The organism is Pseudomonas sp. IT-P12 (genome assembly GCF_949767465.1).
Taxonomy (GTDB): Bacteria; Pseudomonadota; Gammaproteobacteria; order Pseudomonadales; family Pseudomonadaceae; genus Aquipseudomonas.
In genome coordinates, this window is sequence record NZ_CATKPY010000023.1 from 449,708 (window position 1) to 467,736 (window position 18,029).

Annotated in this window: 14 protein-coding genes; 8 read left to right on the forward strand and 6 right to left on the reverse strand. The window is 62.2% G+C overall.

Annotation, left to right across the window (positions count from 1 at the left end):
- Positions 1–122 precede the first annotated feature (122 nt).
- The 3 genes from ACM6IM_RS20225 (at position 123) to ACM6IM_RS20235 (ending at position 6,863) form a co-directional block, all read left to right on the forward strand.
- Complete coding sequence (locus ACM6IM_RS20225) at positions 123–3,398, forward strand: DUF2126 domain-containing protein (protein ID WP_414866119.1); 3,276 nt, start codon at positions 123–125, stop codon at positions 3,396–3,398.
- An 88-nt stretch (positions 3,399–3,486) separates the two neighbouring features.
- Entirely contained in the window at positions 3,487–5,973 is a 2,487-nt protein-coding gene (locus ACM6IM_RS20230; RefSeq protein ID WP_414866120.1) for a circularly permuted type 2 ATP-grasp protein, read from the forward strand.
- Positions 5,973–6,863, forward strand: a complete 891-nt coding sequence (locus ACM6IM_RS20235; protein WP_192307723.1) for a transglutaminase family protein — start codon at positions 5,973–5,975, stop codon at positions 6,861–6,863. Before ACM6IM_RS20230 ends, ACM6IM_RS20235 begins: the two co-directional genes overlap by 1 nt.
- A 137-nt stretch (positions 6,864–7,000) precedes the next feature.
- Here the strand turns inward: ACM6IM_RS20235 and ACM6IM_RS20240 are convergent, their stop codons facing one another.
- Positions 7,001–7,192, reverse strand: coding sequence for a hypothetical protein (locus tag ACM6IM_RS20240; protein WP_201193657.1), 192 nt, complete (start codon positions 7,190–7,192; stop codon positions 7,001–7,003).
- 67 nt (positions 7,193–7,259) lie between these two features.
- Positions 7,260–7,847: a TIGR00730 family Rossman fold protein gene (locus tag ACM6IM_RS20245; protein ID WP_201193655.1), complete on the reverse strand. Its 588-nt coding sequence runs from the start codon at positions 7,845–7,847 to the stop codon at positions 7,260–7,262.
- A 343-nt stretch (positions 7,848–8,190) separates the two neighbouring features.
- Here ACM6IM_RS20245 and azu point away from each other — a divergent pair, with 343 nt between their 5' ends.
- Entirely contained in the window at positions 8,191–8,637 is a 447-nt protein-coding gene (gene azu / locus ACM6IM_RS20250; RefSeq protein WP_414866121.1) for an azurin, read from the forward strand.
- 23 nt (positions 8,638–8,660) lie between these two features.
- Here the strand turns inward: azu and ACM6IM_RS20255 are convergent, their stop codons facing one another.
- The 4 genes from ACM6IM_RS20255 to ACM6IM_RS20270 all read right to left on the reverse strand — a co-directional run bounded on the left by ACM6IM_RS20255 (position 8,661) and on the right by ACM6IM_RS20270 (position 12,351).
- A complete protein-coding gene (locus ACM6IM_RS20255) occupies positions 8,661–9,008 on the reverse strand; it encodes a hypothetical protein (RefSeq protein WP_414866122.1) in 348 nt (115 codons plus the stop codon).
- A gap of 192 nt (positions 9,009–9,200) precedes the next feature.
- Positions 9,201–10,028: an ammonia-dependent NAD(+) synthetase gene (gene nadE, locus ACM6IM_RS20260; protein ID WP_414866123.1), complete on the reverse strand. Its 828-nt coding sequence runs from the start codon at positions 10,026–10,028 to the stop codon at positions 9,201–9,203.
- A 4-nt stretch (positions 10,029–10,032) separates the two neighbouring features.
- On the reverse strand, positions 10,033–11,259 hold the full coding sequence (pncB, locus tag ACM6IM_RS20265; RefSeq protein ID WP_192307729.1) for a nicotinate phosphoribosyltransferase: 1,227 nt from the start codon (positions 11,257–11,259) through the stop codon (positions 10,033–10,035).
- Between the two features lie 189 nt (positions 11,260–11,448).
- Positions 11,449–12,351: a LysR family transcriptional regulator gene (locus ACM6IM_RS20270; RefSeq protein ID WP_201193649.1), complete on the reverse strand. Its 903-nt coding sequence runs from the start codon at positions 12,349–12,351 to the stop codon at positions 11,449–11,451.
- A gap of 174 nt (positions 12,352–12,525) precedes the next feature.
- Here ACM6IM_RS20270 and ACM6IM_RS20275 point away from each other — a divergent pair, with 174 nt between their 5' ends.
- The 4 genes from ACM6IM_RS20275 to ACM6IM_RS20290 all read left to right on the forward strand — a co-directional run bounded on the left by ACM6IM_RS20275 (position 12,526) and on the right by ACM6IM_RS20290 (position 18,028).
- Positions 12,526–14,016, forward strand: a complete 1,491-nt coding sequence (locus ACM6IM_RS20275) for an aldehyde dehydrogenase family protein (protein ID WP_192307731.1) — start codon at positions 12,526–12,528, stop codon at positions 14,014–14,016.
- Between the two features lie 153 nt (positions 14,017–14,169).
- Positions 14,170–15,453 carry an NAD(P)/FAD-dependent oxidoreductase gene (locus tag ACM6IM_RS20280; RefSeq protein WP_414866124.1) on the forward strand — a complete coding sequence of 428 codons (1,284 nt, stop codon included), beginning with the start codon at positions 14,170–14,172 and terminating at the stop codon, positions 15,451–15,453.
- A gap of 355 nt (positions 15,454–15,808) precedes the next feature.
- Positions 15,809–16,942, forward strand: a complete 1,134-nt coding sequence (locus ACM6IM_RS20285; protein ID WP_201193642.1) for an ABC transporter substrate-binding protein — start codon at positions 15,809–15,811, stop codon at positions 16,940–16,942.
- A gap of 171 nt (positions 16,943–17,113) precedes the next feature.
- Complete coding sequence (locus tag ACM6IM_RS20290; RefSeq protein WP_201193640.1) at positions 17,114–18,028, forward strand: ABC transporter permease subunit; 915 nt, start codon at positions 17,114–17,116, stop codon at positions 18,026–18,028.
- Position 18,029 lies beyond the last annotated feature (1 nt).

Here is an 18,029-nt window from a genome sequence, read left to right on the forward strand (position 1 = left end):
TTCCCGCATCGCCCGATTTTGGTGCTGTACTGCCTCCAGTAAAGGGAGAAAGCGCCAATGCCCTCGGGTGGCATAAGTCTTGCGCGCTTTCGAATATGCTCAAGGCTCGCAGGAGGCACGCCGTGTCGATTCATGTCGCATTGCACCACGTCACGCATTACCGCTACGACCGCGCCGTCGAACTCGGCCCGCAGATCGTTCGCCTGCGTCCGGCTGCCCACAGTCGTACGCGGATTTTGTCCTATGCGTTGAAAGTCTCTCCCGAGCAGCACTTCATCAACTGGCAGCAGGATCCCCAGGGCAATTACCTCGCCCGTCTGGTGTTTCCCGAGAAAACCACCGAACTGCGGATCGAGGTCGACCTGCTGGCGGAAATGGCGGTGTTCAACCCGTTCGACTTTTTTCTCGAGCCCTACGCGGAAAAGATCCCGTTTGCCTACGCCGCAGACGAACGCAAGGAGCTGGCGCCGTACCTGGAAACGCTGCCCCTGACACCGAAGTTCAAAGCCTATCTGGACGGCATCGACCGTACACCGCTGCCGAGCGTGGATTTCCTCGTCGCGCTCAATCAGCGCCTGAGCGAGGACATTGGCTACCTGATCCGCATGGAGCCGGGCGTGCAGACGCCCGAATACACCCTCGAACACGCGAGCGGTTCCTGTCGCGACTCGGCGTGGCTGCTGGTGCAACTGTTGCGCAACCTGGGGCTGGCGGCCCGTTTTGTCTCCGGCTACCTGATTCAACTGACGGCCGACGTCAAAAGCCTGGACGGTCCGTCGGGCACCGACGTGGATTTCACCGACCTGCATGCCTGGTGCGAAGTCTACTTGCCCGGTGCCGGCTGGATCGGCCTGGACGCGACCTCCGGGCTGTTTGCCGGTGAAGGGCACATCCCGTTGGCTTGCAGCCCCGATCCGGGCTCTGCGGCACCGATTAGTGGCCTGGTGGAGCCGTGTGAGTGCGAGTTCACCCATGAAATGTCCGTGGAGCGGATCTGGGAAGCGCCGCGCGTCACCAAGCCCTACACCGATGAACAGTGGCTGGCGATCCAGGCGCTGGGCCGGCAGATCGACGCCGACCTGCTGGAAGGCGACGTGCGCCTGACCATGGGCGGCGAGCCGACGTTCGTGTCCATCGACGACCCGGACGGTGCCGAATGGAACACCGCCGCGCTCGGGCCGGACAAGCGACGCCTGTCTGCCGAACTGTTCCAGCGCCTGCGCAAGCGCTATGCGCCCAACGGACTGGTGCATTTCGGCCAGGGCAAGTGGTACCCCGGCGAGCAGCTGCCGCGCTGGTCGCTGAATGCGTACTGGCGGCGCGACGGGGTGCCGATCTGGCACAACAGCGCGCTGATCGCCGATGAGCAGCAGGACTATGGCGCCGATGGCGAACTGGCGGGGCGTTTCCTAGCGAGCGTGGCGGAACGTCTGAAAATTCCGGCACGTTTTGTGTTCCCAGCCTACGAGGACAATTTCTATTACCTGTGGCGCGAGGGCGCTTTACCGCAAAACGTCAGCGCCGAAGATTCGCGACTGGACGATCCGCTGGAGCGAGCGCGCCTGCGTAAAGTATTCAGCCAGGGCCTGGACAAGGTGATCGGCCAGGTGCTGCCTCTGGCGCGCACCGCCAAAGGTGATCAGTGGCAGAGCGGGCGCTGGTACCTGCGCGACGAGCATTGCCGGCTGGTGCCGGGAGACTCGCCGCTGGGCTATCGCCTGCCGCTCGGTTCGCAACCCTGGGTGAAGGCGGCCGAGTATCCGTTCATTCATCCACAGGACCCAAATCAGGATTTCCCGTTGCTGCCGGACACCGAGCAACTGCAACGCCAGAGTATGGCGGCTGTCGAGCAGGACCGGGCGCCGCAGGTCGATGAGTCCGCGGACTGGCTGACACGCACCGCGCTCTGTGCCGAGGCGCGAGAGGGGCGGTTGTACCTGTTCATGCCGCCACTGGAGCGGGTCGAGGATTATCTGCAACTGGTCGCCGCCATCGAGGCCACGGCGCAGGAGCTGCATTGTCCGGTGTTGCTGGAGGGTTATGAGCCGCCAGGCGATCCGCGCCTGGGCAACTTTCGCATCACCCCCGACCCTGGGGTGATCGAAGTCAACGTGCAGCCCTCCGCCACCTGGGACGAACTGGTCGAGCGCACCGAGTTTCTCTATGAGCAGGCGCGGCAGACACGGCTGACTACCGAAAAATTCATGATCGATGGGCGGCACACTGGCACCGGTGGCGGTAACCATTTCGTACTGGGCGGAGCGACTCCGGCTGACTCACCATTTCTGCGCCGCCCTGACCTGCTGCGTAGCCTGATCAGTTACTGGCACAACCACCCATCGCTTTCCTACCTGTTTTCCGGCTTGTTCATCGGCCCGACCTCTCAGGCGCCACGCGTCGATGAAGCGCGCAACGATGCGCTGTACGAGCTGGAAATCGCCTTTGCACAGATGCCCGCTCGCGGCGAAGAATGCCCGCCGTGGCGGGTCGACCGGCTGTTGCGCAATCTGCTGATCGACGTGACCGGCAATACCCACCGGGCCGAGTTCTGTATCGACAAACTGTATTCCCCGGATGGCGCGACCGGGCGCCTGGGCCTGCTGGAATTGCGCGCGTTCGAGATGCCGCCCCATGCGCGCATGAGCCTGGTCCAGCAATTGCTGTTGCGGGCTTTGGTCGCGCGGTTCTGGCGCGAGCCGTATGCGCCGCCGAAACTGGCGCGCTGGGGCACCGAGCTGCATGATCGGTTCCTGTTGCCGCACTTCATCGAGCAGGATTTCGCCGACGTGATCGTCGACCTCAATGCGGCAGGTTATCCGCTGCGGGCCGAGTGGTTTGCCGCGCATCTGGAGTTCCGCTTTCCCAAGGTCGGCGACTACGCTGTGAGCGGCATCGAACTGGAACTGCGGCAGGCGCTGGAGCCCTGGCATGTGCTGGGCGAGGAGGGCGCCGCTGGCGGTACGGTGCGTTATGTGGATTCGTCGCTGGAGCGCCTGCAGGTCAAGCTCAGCGGTCTGCCCCCGCAACGCTACCTGCTGACGTGCAACGGCGTGCCGGTGCCCTTGCAGCCCACCGGGCGAACCGGCGAATTCGTGGCGGGCGTGCGGTTCCGGGCCTGGCAGCCGGCCAATTGCCTGCAACCGACGATCCCGGTCCATGCGCCGCTGGTGTTCGACCTGCTCGATACCTGGATGCAGCGCTCACTGGGTGGCTGTCAGTATCACGTTGCCCATCCGGGAGGGCGCAACTACGAGACCCTGCCGGTGAACGCCAACGAAGCCGAGAGTCGGCGGATGGCGCGGTTTTTCCGCATTGGACACCGGCCTGGAAAACTGCCCATACCGACGCTGGACATTAACGACGAGCTGCCGATGACACTCGATTTACGACGTTTCTGAACCGTACGCGACGCTCGGATTTTTCGTCTATCCGGGCGTCACACGCCTGCGTTAGTCTGACCGTTCCCCGCTGTCTGCCGAGCTTTCCATGCCTGACCTGCTAGACCGCTACCCGCTCACGGCGGGTTCCTACCACGAACTGCTCGACGCGAGCGGCGGCGTCCGTGCGCACTGGCGTCGACTGCTCGATCAGTTGCAACGCAGCACGCCCGCGCAGCTGGTGCAGCGCCAGGCCTTGCTGACACGACAGATCCAGGAAAACGGCGTGACCTACAACGTCTACGCCGACCCCAAGGGAGCGGATCGGCCCTGGGAGCTGGACCTGTTGCCGCATGTGATCGCTGCCGACGAGTGGGAACAATTGTCGGCGGGCATTGCCCAGCGGGCGCGTCTGTTGAACGCCGTGCTGGCCGACCTGTACGGCCCGCAACGTTTGATCGCCGAGGGCCTGCTGCCTGCCGAACTGGTCTTCGGCCATAACAATTTCCTCTGGCCCTGTCAGGGCATCACGCCACCGGACGGGGCCTTTTTGCACCTGTACGCCGTGGACCTGGCGCGAACGCCGGACGGTCGCTGGTGGGTGACGGCGGATCGCACCCAGGCGCCGTCCGGTGCCGGATACGCCCTGGAAAATCGCACGATCGTGTCCCGGGCCTTCCCGGAGCTGTACCGCGATCTGAAGGTGCAGCACCTGGCCGGATTCTTTCGCACGCTTCAGGAAACCCTGGCCCGTCAGGCGCCCAGCAGCGACGAGGCACCCTTGGTGGTGTTGCTGACGCCGGGGCGTTTCAACGAAAGCTATTTCGAGCACCTGTATCTGGCGCGGCAGCTGGGTTACCCCCTGGTGGAGGGTGGCGACCTCACGGTGCGCGATGCCACCGTCTACCTGAAAACCCTGAGCGGCCTGCGCCGGGTTCACGCCATCATGCGCCGGCTCGACGACGACTTCTGTGACCCGCTGGAGCTGCGCACCGATTCGGCCCTTGGCGTGCCGGGCCTGCTCGAAGCCGTGCGGCAGGGCCGTGTGCTGGTGGCCAACGCGCTGGGCAGCGGTGTGCTGGAGTCGCCGGGGCTGCTGGGCTTTCTGCCCCGAATCAATCAGTTCCTGTTTGGCGAAGAACTGGTCCTGCCCTCCATCGCCACCTGGTGGTGCGGCGAAGCGCCGGTGTTGGCCCAGGCGCTGGAAAAACTGCCGCAATTGCTGATAAGGCCGGCGTTTCCTTCCCAGAGCTTCGCCCCGGTGCTGGGACGCGATTTGAGCGAAGAGCAGCGCCGGGCGCTCGCCGAACGCATGCAGGCGCGACCTTACGCCTACGTGGCGCAAGAGCTGGCGCAATTGTCCCAGGCGCCGGTGTGGCAGGCCGAGAATGGCCAGTTGCAGCCCCGGGCCATCGGCATGCGCGTTTATGCGGTGGCCAGCGGTAACGGTTATCGGGTACTGCCCGGTGGCTTGACCCGCGTAGCCGCCGAAGCGGATGCCGAAGTGGTCTCGATGCAACGCGGCGGCGCGAGCAAGGACACCTGGGTGCTGGGCGACCGGCCGCCCAGCGGCGAGCAGTGGAAAGCCCAGCGCAGCATCGGCGTGCACGACCTGGTGCGACGCGATCCGTATTTGCCGTCGCGGGTCGTGGAGAACCTTTTCTGGTTCGGTCGTTACTGCGAGCGCTGCGATGACAGCGCCCGGCTGTTGCGGATCATGCTGGCGCGCTACGTCGACGGTGATGACCCGCAAGCTCTGCTGGCGGCGGTCGATCTGGGCGAGCGATTGATGCTGCTGCCCGATGAAGGCACCTTGCCGGAGCGGTTGCTGGCGGCGTTGCTCGGCGATGACTGGCCATTCAGCCTGCGCGCCAATCTGCAGCGTCTGCAGTGGGCGGCGTCGCAGGTGCGTGGCAAGCTTTCCCGGGAAAACTGGCAGGCGCTGGTGGAGTTGCAGCGTGAAGCGATGGAGCTGGAAACCGCAGAGCCGGACTTCGGCGAGTTGCTGGATTTTCTCAACCGCCTGGTGATGTCGTTGGCGGCGTTGTCCGGTTTCGCCCTCGACGACATGACGCGCGACGAAGGCTGGCGATTTTTGATGATCGGAAGGCGCATCGAGCGCCTGCAGTTTCTCAGCGCCAGTCTGGCGGCGTTCCTGCGCGGCAGTGGGGGGTTCGATCAGGCAGGGCTTGAGTGGTTGCTGGAGTTGGGAAACAGCAGCATCACCTACCGCTCGCGCTACCTGGCGGTGGCGCAATTGATCCCGGTACTCGACCTGTTGCTGCTCGACGAACAGAACCCGCACGCGGTGCTGTTCCAGCTGAAGCTGGTGACCCGCAGCCTCAAACGCCTGAACGACGATTTCGCCGCGCCGCGCGAAGCGGTCCTGCCGCTGTTGGTGGAACGCCTGGCGCGTTTCGACCTGGGTTGCCTGGAGAATCCGCTGTTCGGCGAAACCAGTGTGCGGGCCGCAGTCGACGGTCTGGCTGACCTGTTGCAAGAGATCGCAGACGCCAGCGGACTGGTGTCGGATCGCCTGGCGCTGCGCCACTTCGCCCACGTCGACGATGTGAGCCAACGCACGGTGTCCGTCTGATGAGCGCCCGTTACCAGATTTTCCACGACACTCATTATCACTATGACAGCCCGGTGTCCCTCGCCCAGCAGTTGGCGCATCTGTGGCCGCGACCGTGTGCGTGGCAGCGCTGCACCGAGCAGCAACTGCAGATCAGCCCCGAGCCGACTTCGCGCCGGGACGAGCTGGACGTGTTCGGCAATCCGCTCGCGCGCCTGGCGTTCGAGCGGCCCCATGATGAATTGCAGGTCAATGCCCGGCTCACCGTTGAGGTGCTGGCCAGGCCTGTGCTGGATTTCACCCGGTCCCCGGCCTGGGAGGACACCCGCGATGCGCTGACCTATAGCGGCCAGCCACTGACTGCAGAGCGACTGGATGCGTGTCGATATCGATTCCAGTCGCCCTATGTGCACCTAAAACGCAATTTCGTCGACTTCTCGCAAAGCTGTTTCCCGGCTGGTCGACCGCTGTTGCTGGGTGTCCAGGCGCTGATGGAGAAGATTTTCGGCGAGTTCACCTTCGATGCCGAAGCCACCCAGGTGGCGACGCCCCTGGTGGAAGTGCTGGAGCGCCGGCGCGGGGTGTGCCAGGACTTCGCCCACCTGATGCTCGCGTGCGTACGCTCACGGGGGCTGGCGGCGAGGTACGTCAGCGGCTACCTGTTGACCCAGCCACCGCCGGGGCAGCCGCGCCTGATCGGCGCCGATGCCTCGCATGCCTGGGTTTCGGTGTATTGCCCGGTGCTGGGGTGGGTGGATTTCGACCCGACCAACAATGTGCAGCCGGCGCTGGAACACATCACCCTGGCCTGGGGCCGGGACTTTTCCGATGTGTCGCCGTTGCGAGGGGTGATTCTGGGGGGCGGCAATCACGACCCGGAGGTTCGCGTCACCGTGATGCCATTGGACTGACAGCAGCCCTTTCCCCCTGCGTGGGAGCGAGCTTGCTCGCGATGGACGTGAAGATGACGCGGGGAATCAGATGCCCGGACGCCTTCACATACTTTGCGAACGTGCTCGCTCCTGCAACGTTCAGAGCTGCTGCAGGCTCAGGCGTCGGGCGCCGGGGCCTTTTGGGTATCAACTTCACTTTCTGCAGCCGCGTCACCGTCTGTTTCCGGGTTCAGTGCGGCGGCTTCTTCTTCAGCCATCGCTTTCTTGCGCTGAAGTTTTTCCTCTTTCTTCTGCTCCTTGGCCAGGTCTCTCTGACGTTTGGCGAAGGAATAATTAGGTTTGGCCATGGGCGATCCTTTGGGGTCGAAGGTGAGGTGAACGGCGCATATTCTGCCCGGTATCGGCACCGAAGGGTTAGTCGGGCGTTTGCTCGGTCCACTTTGGCGTCACTGTCGGCTGCCAGGCGTTCAGGGCGTCGAGCAGCGTTTGCGGCGATTCGCTGACTTGCAGCATGTCACGGTGTGCTCCGCGAACGAAGCCTTCGCCGACGATGTGATCAAGGAAACCGGTCAATTTGCTGTAGAAACCATTCACTTCCAGCAACCCCAGAGGTTTGCCGTGGTAACCGAGCTGGCCCCAGGTCCAGACTTCGAACAGTTCTTCCAGGGTGCCCAGGCCGCCGGGCAGGGCGATGAACGCGTCGCTGAGCTCGGCCATCCGGGCCTTGCGCGCGTGCATGCCATCGACCACTTCCAGGCGAGTCAGGCCGCTGTGGCCGATTTCCTTGTCTTTCAGGCTTTGGGGAATGATTCCGATCACTTCACCGCCGGCCGCCAGTGCGGCGTCGGCCACGATGCCCATCAGGCCCACGGCGCCACCGCCGTACACCAGGGTCAACTGGCGCTGCGCCAAGGCGCGCCCGAGGGCCACGGCGGCCTCACGATAGGCCGGATGGGAGCCGGTGCTGGCACCACAAAATACACAAACGGATGCTAATGACATGCCTTGCTCCAGGATCAGGGTGACCACAGGGTAAAGGCAGCGACGCGACGCTCCAAGGTCTAAACGTCGCGCCGGGACGTTTCACAGGTACCACTGGCGCCGCAGGCATAGGCGGCGAGCAAGCTGCACAAAAAGCTGTTGATGAACATGACAGGCATTCCTGATGAAGGGTAATGGCCTAATGATAGGACTGCCTCGGACGTCTGACTGGTAGATTGTTTCGATGGGGGTCATAGCGCTAAAGTTGTATACAGTTTATGACCCAGGTCATAGGAACTTGCCGGATTTTCAGGCAGTCTTCTGTCCATTCGAAATGTCGTTAACCATGCCTTGGAGATTCACCATGTTTGCCAAACTTGTTGCGGTATCCCTGTTGACGCTGGCCAGCAGCCAATTGATGGCTGCCGAGTGCAAGACCACCATCGACTCCACTGACCAAATGTCCTTCAGCACCAAGGCCATTGAGATCGACAAAAGCTGCAAGACCTTCACCGTTGAGCTGACCCACTCCGGCAGCCTGCCGAAAAACGTGATGGGCCATAACTGGGTGCTGAGCAAGGAAGCGGACATGCAGCCGATCGCCACCGATGGCCTGGCCGCCGGGATTGACAAGAACTACCTGAAAGACGGCGACACCCGCATCATCGCCCACACCAAGCTCATCGGCGCCAAGGAAACCGACTCGGTGACCTTCGACGTATCGAAACTGGACGCGGCCGAGAAATACGGCTTCTTCTGCTCGTTCCCGGGCCACATCTCGATGATGAAAGGCACGGTGACCCTGAAGTAATCGACGCCCGGGCCGCTGGGCGTCTAGTTCAAGGCCTCTATTGAAAGGGGGTCTTGCAGGTCGATTGAGAACCCGATCGAACGGGTTCTCAATCGCTGCTCTTCCTCATCCAGAAAATGCTTCTGACGGGTGTCGACCGGTTGCGTGCCGTCGCTCCGTGCGCCCGAGGGTCTGCAATGCAGCATTTGCGACGCCTCCGGAGTTTCCTCCGCTTGCCAGGCGCAGCTCGTCGCGCCCTTCAATGAAAAAAAGTCCGGCAGTAGCCTGTCTTGCGATCCGGCTGACTGTGGTTGGGCGAAGGCCTGCTGCTGGCTGACGATTATCAGCAACACAAGGGCTGCTTTGCGAATGGCAAATAATCGAGATCTCATGGGGGCGTTCCGGCGAGGGGCGGTGCCCGAATGTGCATCGCCGCCTGCGCCGCCTCAATGGGTATCCATTGCTTTCAGAAACGCCTTACATCGTTCTCGGTTTTGCCTGACCTTACTTCATCAATAAGTGAGCAACACAGGCCCCTGTGGGAGCGAGCCTGCTCGCGATGGCGTCAGCTCAGGCGCCAACAATCACGGCGCGAACGGCATCACGCGCTTGTGATGGGTCTTGCGGTAGGTGTCGCAGATGATCCTGAACGCCTCTTCACGCACCGGCTCACCATGCAGGAACGCATCGATCTCGGCGTAGGTCACGCCGTGGGAGGCCTCGTCCGGCTTGCCCGGCGCCAGGTCTTCAAGGTCCGCCGTGGGGATTTTTTCCACCAGCGACTCCGGCGCGCCGAAGCGACGGGCGATGGCCCGGACCTGGTTTTTCACCAGGCCGCTCAACGGTGCGAGGTCGCAGGCGCCGTCACCGAACTTGGTGAAGAACCCCATGACGGCCTCGGCGGCGTGGTCGGTGCCGATCACCAGGCCGTGGGCCGCGCCGGCGATGGTGTATTGGGCGACCATGCGCATCCGCGCCTTGGTATTGCCCAGGACGAAATCCACCGAGACCGCCGCCTTGCCTTCGAAGGCTGCCACTTCACTGGCCAGGGATTTGACAGCCGGGCCGATGTTCACGGTGTGACGCTCGTCCGGGGCGATGAAATCCACCGATGCCTGGGCGTCGTGCTCATCGAACTGGGTTTCGTACGGCAGGCGCACGGCGATGAACCGGTAGCGCTCATCCCCGGTGCTGGCGCGCAGTTCACGCATGGCGCGCTGGGCCAGCAGGCCGGCGGTCAGGGAATCGACACCGCCGCTGATGCCGAGCACCAGGGTCTTGAGCCCGGAGTTGACCAGGCAATCCTGAATGAAACCGATGCGCCGGGCGACCTCCGCCTCAAGGGCGGCCTGGTCGGCAAATGGCGGTTGAACCTTGAGCTGCTCAGCAATCTCACGCTGTACGGCTTGCATGAATTCACTCCTTGCTTGGTGTGCTGGAAAGGGCGGCAGGGACTTTGAACACGTGTCGCAAATAGGCGACGAAATTCGGGTCTTTGCAGTGGGTCTTGCCGGGCTCGTCGGAGATCTTCGCCACCGGTTGGCCATTGCAGGCGGCCATTTTAAGCACGATGCTCATCGGTTCAACACCCGGGATATCGCACGTCAGGTGGGTGCCGATGCCGAAGCTGACATTGATCCGACCGCGCAGGGCACGAAATATTTCGAGCGACTTGGGCAGTGTCAGGCTGTCGGAGAACGTCAGGGTCTTGCTCATCGGGTCGATGCCGAGCTTTTGATAGTGGGCGATCGCCTTCTCCGCCCAGATCACCGGGTCCCCGGAGTCATGGCGCAGACCGTCGAAGAGTTTGGCGAAGTACAGGTCGAAGTCGTTGAGGAAGGCATCCATGGTGATGCAATCGGTCAGGGCGATGCCCAGCAGGCCGCGGTACTCGCGAACCCAGCAATCGAGGGCGGCGCTCTGGCTGTCGATCAGTCGTGGGCCGAGTTGCTGGTGCGCCATGATCCATTCGTGAGCCATGGTGCCCAGTGGCTTCATGTCCAGTTCCCGGGACAGATGCACGTTGCTGGTGCCGACGAACCGCCCGGGGAAATCGTGCTTGAGCACGTTCACCACTTCTTCCTGCACCCGGTATGAAAAGCGCCGGCGGGTGCCGAAGTCGGCGACCTGCAGCTCGGACAGTTCATCGCTGCCGGCGTTGGCCTCCAGCCAGTCAAACTTGCGATAAAGCTGCTCGCGGGCCTGTTCCAGCACGACATCGCGGTAGCGATAGCGGTTGCGCACTTCGCTGACGATGGACAGCAGCGGCACTTCAAACAGAATCACGTGCAACCACGGGCCGCGCAGCCGGATAAACAGCTCGTCGTTTTCGATCCCGGTGTGGACGTAGCGCAGGTTGAAGCGGAACAGCCCGAGAAAGCGCAGGAAATCCGGCTTCATGAAACTGATGCGTTCCATGAACCCCAACTGGTCGGCACTCAGGCTCAACTCGGCCAGGCGTTCGATCTGGAAGCGGATTTCCGCCAGGTAAGGGCGCAGGTCTTCACTGTTGCGGCAACGAAACTCCCATTCGACTTCCACGTTCGGGTAGTTGTGCAGCACCGCCTGCATCATCGTCAGTTTGTAGAAGTCGGTGTCGAGCAGGTTCTGCACGATGCGATCGGCAAATACGCTCTCGCTCATAACGGGGTTCTCCACTTTGAATAGCGACAGTGGCGCATATCGGTGCTGGGAATTACCAGCATTTTCTCAGGTGGCTGCGATCCTTGTGGGAGCGGGCTTGCTCGCGAAAGCGGTATGTCAGTGGACATCAATGTTGGATGACATATCGCTTTCGCGAGCAAGCCCGCTCCCACAGGGATTGAGCAAGCCTCAAGTTATGGGGCTATCGATCTGCTCCAGCATCCACTGCACGAAATCCCGCACCTTGGGCACTTCCGCCGAATGCTCCGGGTACGCCAGGTAATAGGCGTCGGAACTGGGCATCGCATGCTGCCAGGGAATGACCAGTTTGCCGTCGGCCAATTCCTCTTCCACCAGGAACCGTGGCAACAGTGCCACGCCGCAGCCGACCTGGGCGGCGCGGATGCACATGTAGAAGGTTTCGAAGCGCGGGCCGTGGTAGCTGTGTTCGGTGTGGTAGCCCTGGCTGTCGAACCAGTCGTGCCACGCCTGGGGCCGGGAGGCGTTTTGCAGCAGGACCAGTTCCGTGAGCTGGGTGGGGTCGGTGAAGGGTTTGGCCGGCAGACTGGCCGGCGAGCACACGGGCACCAGCTCTTCGCCGAACAGTTTCAGGCATTCGCTGCGCGGCCGTGAGCCCTGGCCGAAATAGAACGCCAGGTCGCTGCGGCCTTGCAGCAGGTCATCGGCTTCCTGTTCGCTGCACAGGTCCAGGTGGATCGACGGGTGCCGCAGGCGCCAGCCTTTCAGGCGGGGCACCAGCCAGCGAGCGCCGAAGGTCGGTGGAGTCGAGACGCGCAGGACCTCGGTTTCGCCGCCGTAGGAACGCAGGTAATGCGTCGACATTTCGACCTGGGTGAGGATTTTTCGGACCTCTACCAGGTACAGATCACCGGCCGGGGTCATTTGCAGACGCCGGCGTACCCGGCGGAACAGCAGGTGTTGCAACAACTCTTCCAGTTGCGCGACCTGTTTGCTGACCGCGCTCTGGGTCAGGTTCAGCTCTTCGGCGGCCCGTGTGAAGCTCAAATGCCGGGTCACAGCCTCGAAACACTGGAGGGCGGTGATCGACGGCAGGTAGCGTTTATTCAGCATGGCGTGTCCTGTTTCCGGATTCTTTCTGACCAGCAATTCGCAGCATGAATAAACGGAATGATATCTCTCTTAAAGGTCGTTTGTTGGGTAACCTTCGGCGAGCTAAAACTACAGGCCTGATCAGTCGAGAAATTCCGGCTGCACGTTTCCTGTTTTTTGCTTGAGGAGTGACCCATGGTTGCCGCATTGCTTGATCGTCTTGGTGTAAACCCGGCCCTGTACCAGAACGGCAAAGTGCCGGTGCATTCGCCGATCGATGGCAGCCGGATCGGCGCCGTGAACTGGGAGGGCGCCGCTGAGGTCGAGCAGCACATCAGTCGTGCAGATCATGCGTTCGAACTGTGGCGCAAGGTTCCGGCCCCACGCCGTGGCGAGCTGGTGCGGCAATTTGGCGAGGTCCTGCGCGAGTACAAGGCCGACCTGGGCGAGCTGGTGTCGTGGGAAGCCGGCAAGATCACTCAGGAAGGCCTGGGCGAAGTTCAGGAAATGATCGACATCTGCGATTTCGCCGTCGGCCTGTCCCGCCAGTTGTACGGTCTGACCATCGCTTCCGAGCGTCCTGGCCACCACATGCGCGAAACCTGGCACCCGCTGGGCGTCGTCGGCGTAATCAGCGCATTCAACTTCCCGGTGGCGGTCTGGGCCTGGAACACCACGCTGGCGCTGGTCTGCGGCAACCCGGTGATCTGGAAGCCGTCGGAGAAAACCCCGCTGACCGCCCTGGCCTGCCAGGCACTGTTCGAGCGCGTGCTGAAGAACTTCAGCGACGCTCCGCCACACCTCAGCCAGGTCATCATCGGTGGCCGCGACGCCGGCGAAGCCCTGGTCGACGATCCACGCGTGGCGCTGGTCAGCGCCACCGGCAGCACCCGCATGGGGCGTGAAGTGGCGCCGAAGATCGCCGCACGCTTTGCCCGCAGCATCCTGGAACTGGGCGGCAACAACGCCATGATCCTCGGCCCGAGCGCCGACCTGGACATGGCCGTTCGCGCGATTCTGTTCAGCGCCGTCGGCACTGCCGGCCAGCGTTGCACCACCCTGCGTCGCCTGATCGCCCACGAATCGGTGAAGGAAGAAATCGTCACCCGTCTGAAAGCCGCCTATGCCAAAGTGCGCATCGGCAATCCACTGGAAGGCAACCTGATCGGTCCGCTGATCGACAAGCACAGCTTCGACAACATGCAGGACGCGCTGGAACAGGCGTTGAGCGAAGGCGGCCGCGTTTTCGGCGGCAAGCGCCAGCTCGAAGACCAGTACCCGAACGCTTACTACGTTTCGCCGGCGATCGTTGAAATGCCGGAACAGAGCGATGTGGTCCGCCACGAGACCTTCGCGCCAATCCTGTACGTGATCGGCTACAACGACTTCGACGAAGCCCTGCACCTGAACAACGCCGTGCCACAAGGCCTGTCCTCGTGCATCTTCACCACCGACGTGCGTGAAGCCGAGAAATTCATGTCGGCGGTGGGCAGCGACTGCGGCATCGCCAACGTCAACATCGGCCCGAGCGGCGCGGAAATCGGCGGTGCGTTTGGTGGCGAGAAAGAAACCGGCGGTGGTCGCGAATCCGGCTCCGACGCCTGGCGCGCCTACATGCGCCGTCAGACCAACACCGTGAACTACTCGCTGGAATTGCCGTTGGCGCAGGGCATCACGTTCGACTGATCCCTGGTCGAGCGGATAACCCTGTGGGAGCGGGCTTGCCCGCGATGAGGTAGGGTCAGTCACCATAAATGGCGACTGAATTACCGCCATCGCGAGCAAGCCCGCTCCCACATTTGATCTATGTTTTTGTTGGGTTTCTGTTGGAGTCTGGCAATGCCTTTACGCGAAGAATGCCTGTGGGAAAAACTGACGCCGCAAAGGCCTGACCAGGCGGCGCTCAAGGGCGAGGTAACGGTTGATGTGTGCGTCATCGGTGCCGGCTTCACCGGCCTGTCGGCGGCGGTGCATCTGCTGGAGCAAGGCAAGACGGTCTGTGTGCTGGAAGCTCATCGGGCAGGCCATGGTGGTTCGGGGCGCAATGTCGGGCTGGTGAACGCCGGCATGTGGATTCCTCCGGACGAGATCGAAGCCGGTTTTGGCGAAGCGGTCGGCAGTCAGCTCAATCGCATGCTGGGCGCGGCACCCGCGCTGGTGTTCAGCCTGGTGGACAAATACAACATCGATTGCCAGTTACGCCGTGAAGGTACGCTGCACATGGCGCACAACGCCCGTGGCGAAGCGGATCTGCGCAGTCGGGAGCAACAGTGGAAACGTCGCGGCGCCCCGGTCGAACTGTTGACCGGCCAGGCGTGCGAGCAAGCCACTGGGACGAAAAAGATCGCCGCCGCGCTGCTTGACCGGCGTGCTGGCACGATCAATCCGATGGCCTACACCACCGGTCTGGCCAAGGCGGCCGTGGGCCTTGGCGGTCAGTTGTTCGATCATTCACCCGTCACGCACCTGGAACGTCAGGGCCAACGCTGGTCGGTGCAGACGGCGCAGGGTTCGGTGCTTGCCGAGCAGGTGGTCATCGCGTCCAACGCCTACACCGAAGGCGACTGGACGCAGTTGCGGCGCAATTTTTTCCCCGGTTATTACTATCAGGTGGCCTCCGTGCCGCTCACTGACGAGGCCGCCCAGCGCATTCTGCCGGGTGGCCAGGGCTCCTGGGACACCCGTCAGGTGCTCAGCAGCATTCGTCGGGACAAGGACGGCCGGTTGTTGCTGGGCAGCCTGGGCAATGGCAATCAGAAACCGACCTGGTTCCTCAAGGCCTGGGCCGATCGGGTCCAGCAGCACTACTTCCCCTACCTCAAACCGGTGGAGTGGGAATGCACCTGGACCGGTCGCATCGCCTTTACTCCCGATCACCTGATGCGCCTGTTCGAGCCGGCGCCTGGGCTGGTGGCCGTCACCGGTTACAACGGGCGCGGTGTGACCACGGGCACGGTGGTCGGCAAGGCCTTCGCCGACTACTTGTGTAACGGAAATCCTCAGGCGTTGCCGATTCCTTTCGCGCCCATGCAGCCGGTGGCCGCGGTGGGTTTGCGCAGCTGTCTGTATGAGGCCGGCTTTTCGCTGTATCACGCGGGCCAGTGCCTGCGCATCGTGATCTGAATGCTGAAATTCCCGGCGCTTTTCGGTGTAGCGACTAGCCTGTAATGGTGCGGGTTGTAGCAGTCCCCGCACCAGCAGTGTGCACTTCGGTTACGTGCATTGTTACAGGCGGGTTGCACGCCGTTTGGGGTCGCGGTTGCAATGATGGCGCGGGCGGGTTGCGCCTATAGAAATAAACGGTTTCACCTTCCGCGGTTTAGACGGTTGCACGCCCAATGAAAATGGGAACGAAACGGTCGTAAAAACAATAAAGCAGCGACTTTTTTCAGAATAAAAAACCGATGGCACGGCCCTTGCTCTGAGCATTCAGTGAAGTCGCAGTGCCAAATCAAAAAAAACCTTGGAGCACCACCTCATGTCCCAGACGTTTTACAAGAAAGGCTTTCTGGCCCTCGCAGTGGCTACTGCATTGGGTGTTTCTGCGTTTGCTCAGGCCGACATCAAGATCGGCGTAGCGGGTCCAATGACGGGCGCCAACGCGGCATTTGGCGAACAATACATGAAGGGTGCACAGGCAGCGGCCGATGCGGTCAACGCAGCAGGCGGCGTGAACGGGGAAAAAATCGTACTGGTCAAGGGCGATGACGCCTGCGAACCGAAGCAGGCTGTGACGGTCGCCAAGGACCTGACCAACCAGAAAGTGGCAGGCGTGGTCGGCCACTTCTGTTCCTCGTCGACCATCCCGGCCTCCGAGATCTACGACGAAGCGGGCATCATCGCCATCACTCCCGGTTCCACCAACCCGCAGGTCACCGAGCGCGGCCTGAGCGCCATGTTCCGCATGTGCGGGCGTGACGACCAGCAGGGCATCGTGGCCGGTGACTACATCGTCGACATGCTCAAGGGCAAGAACGTTGTCGTGCTGCACGACAAGGACACCTACGGCCAAGGCCTGGCGGACGCCACCAAGGCCCAGCTGGAAAAACGCGGCGTGAAGCCGGTGCTGTACGAAGGCCTGACCCGTGGCGAGAAAGACTTCAGTGCCGTGGTCACCAAGATCCGTGCGGCCAAGGCCGACGTGGTCTATTTCGGCGGCCTGCACCCGGAGGCGGGTCCACTGGTCCGTCAACTGCGTGAGCAAGGCCTCAAGGACGTGAAATTCATGTCCGACGACGGCATCGTGACCGACGAGCTGGTGACCACCGCTGGCGGCCCGCAATACACCAATGGCGTGCTGATGACCTTCGGCGCCGACCCGCGCCTGCTGCCAGACAGCAAGGCCGTGGTAGACGCCTTCCGCAAGGCCGGCACCGAGCCTGAAGGCTACACCCTGTATGCCTACGCGTCGGTTCAGACCCTGGCGGCTGCCTTCAACGGCGCCAAATCCAACGATGGCGAGAAAGCCGCCGCCTGGCTGAAGGCCAACCCGGTCAAGACCGTCATGGGTGAAAAGGCCTGGGACAGCAAAGGTGACCTGAAAGTCTCCGACTACGTGGTTTACGAGTGGGACGCGAACGGCAAATACCATCAGCTGGACAAGCAGAAGTGATATGACCTGCTGAACCGCCCGGCGCCTGGTGCGCCGGGCTTTCAACAGCCATGTCCGTGCAGTACTGGTCTTTTCTCGTAGAGCTGCACACAACCGAATTGCGCCGGCGGCTGAACCCCGGTCCGTCGCAGGCGGCTTCTGTGCAGTCTCTCAAATGCGTGAGATTGCGTTATGGATGGTATTTTCCTGCAGCAACTGGTCAACGGCCTGACCCTCGGGTCGGTCTATGGCCTGATCGCCATCGGCTACACAATGGTCTATGGCATCATTGGCATGATCAACTTCGCCCACGGCGAGGTTTACATGATTTCCGCTTACCTCGCGGCAATCAGTCTGGCACTGCTGGCTTACTTCGGTATTGAATCCTTCCCTCTGCTGATGCTCGGCACACTGGTGTTCACCATTGTCGTCACCGGCGTGTATGGCTGGGTGATCGAACGGATCGCCTACAAACCCCTGCGCAACTCCACCCGACTGGCTCCGCTGATCAGTGCCATCGGGATCTCGCTGATCCTGCAAAACTACGCACAGATTGCCCAGGGCGCGCGCCAGCAGGGTGTTCCGACCTTGCTCACCGGTGCCATGCGCATCGATGTGGGCAGCGGCTTCGTCCAGCTCACCTACACCAAGATCTTCATTCTGGTGGCGGCTTTCGTCGGCATGGGCGTACTCACCTACATCATCAAGTACACCAAGCTCGGCCGCATGTGCCGTGCGACCCAGCAGGACCGCAAGATGGCCTCGATCCTGGGGATCAACACCGACCGGGTGATTTCCTACGTGTTCATCATCGGTGCAGCCATGGCGGCGCTGGCGGGTGTGCTGATCACCATGAACTACGGCACTTTCGACTTCTATGCCGGTTTCATCATCGGGATCAAGGCCTTCACCGCTGCAGTGCTGGGCGGCATCGGTTCGCTGCCGGGCGCCATGCTGGGCGGGATTATCCTGGGCATTTCCGAGTCGATGTTCTCGGGGTTGGTCAACTCGGACTACAAAGACGTCTTCAGCTTCTCGTTGCTGGTTCTCGTTCTGGTCTTTCGGCCTCAAGGCCTGCTCGGCCGTCCTCTTGTGTCGAAGGTGTAAG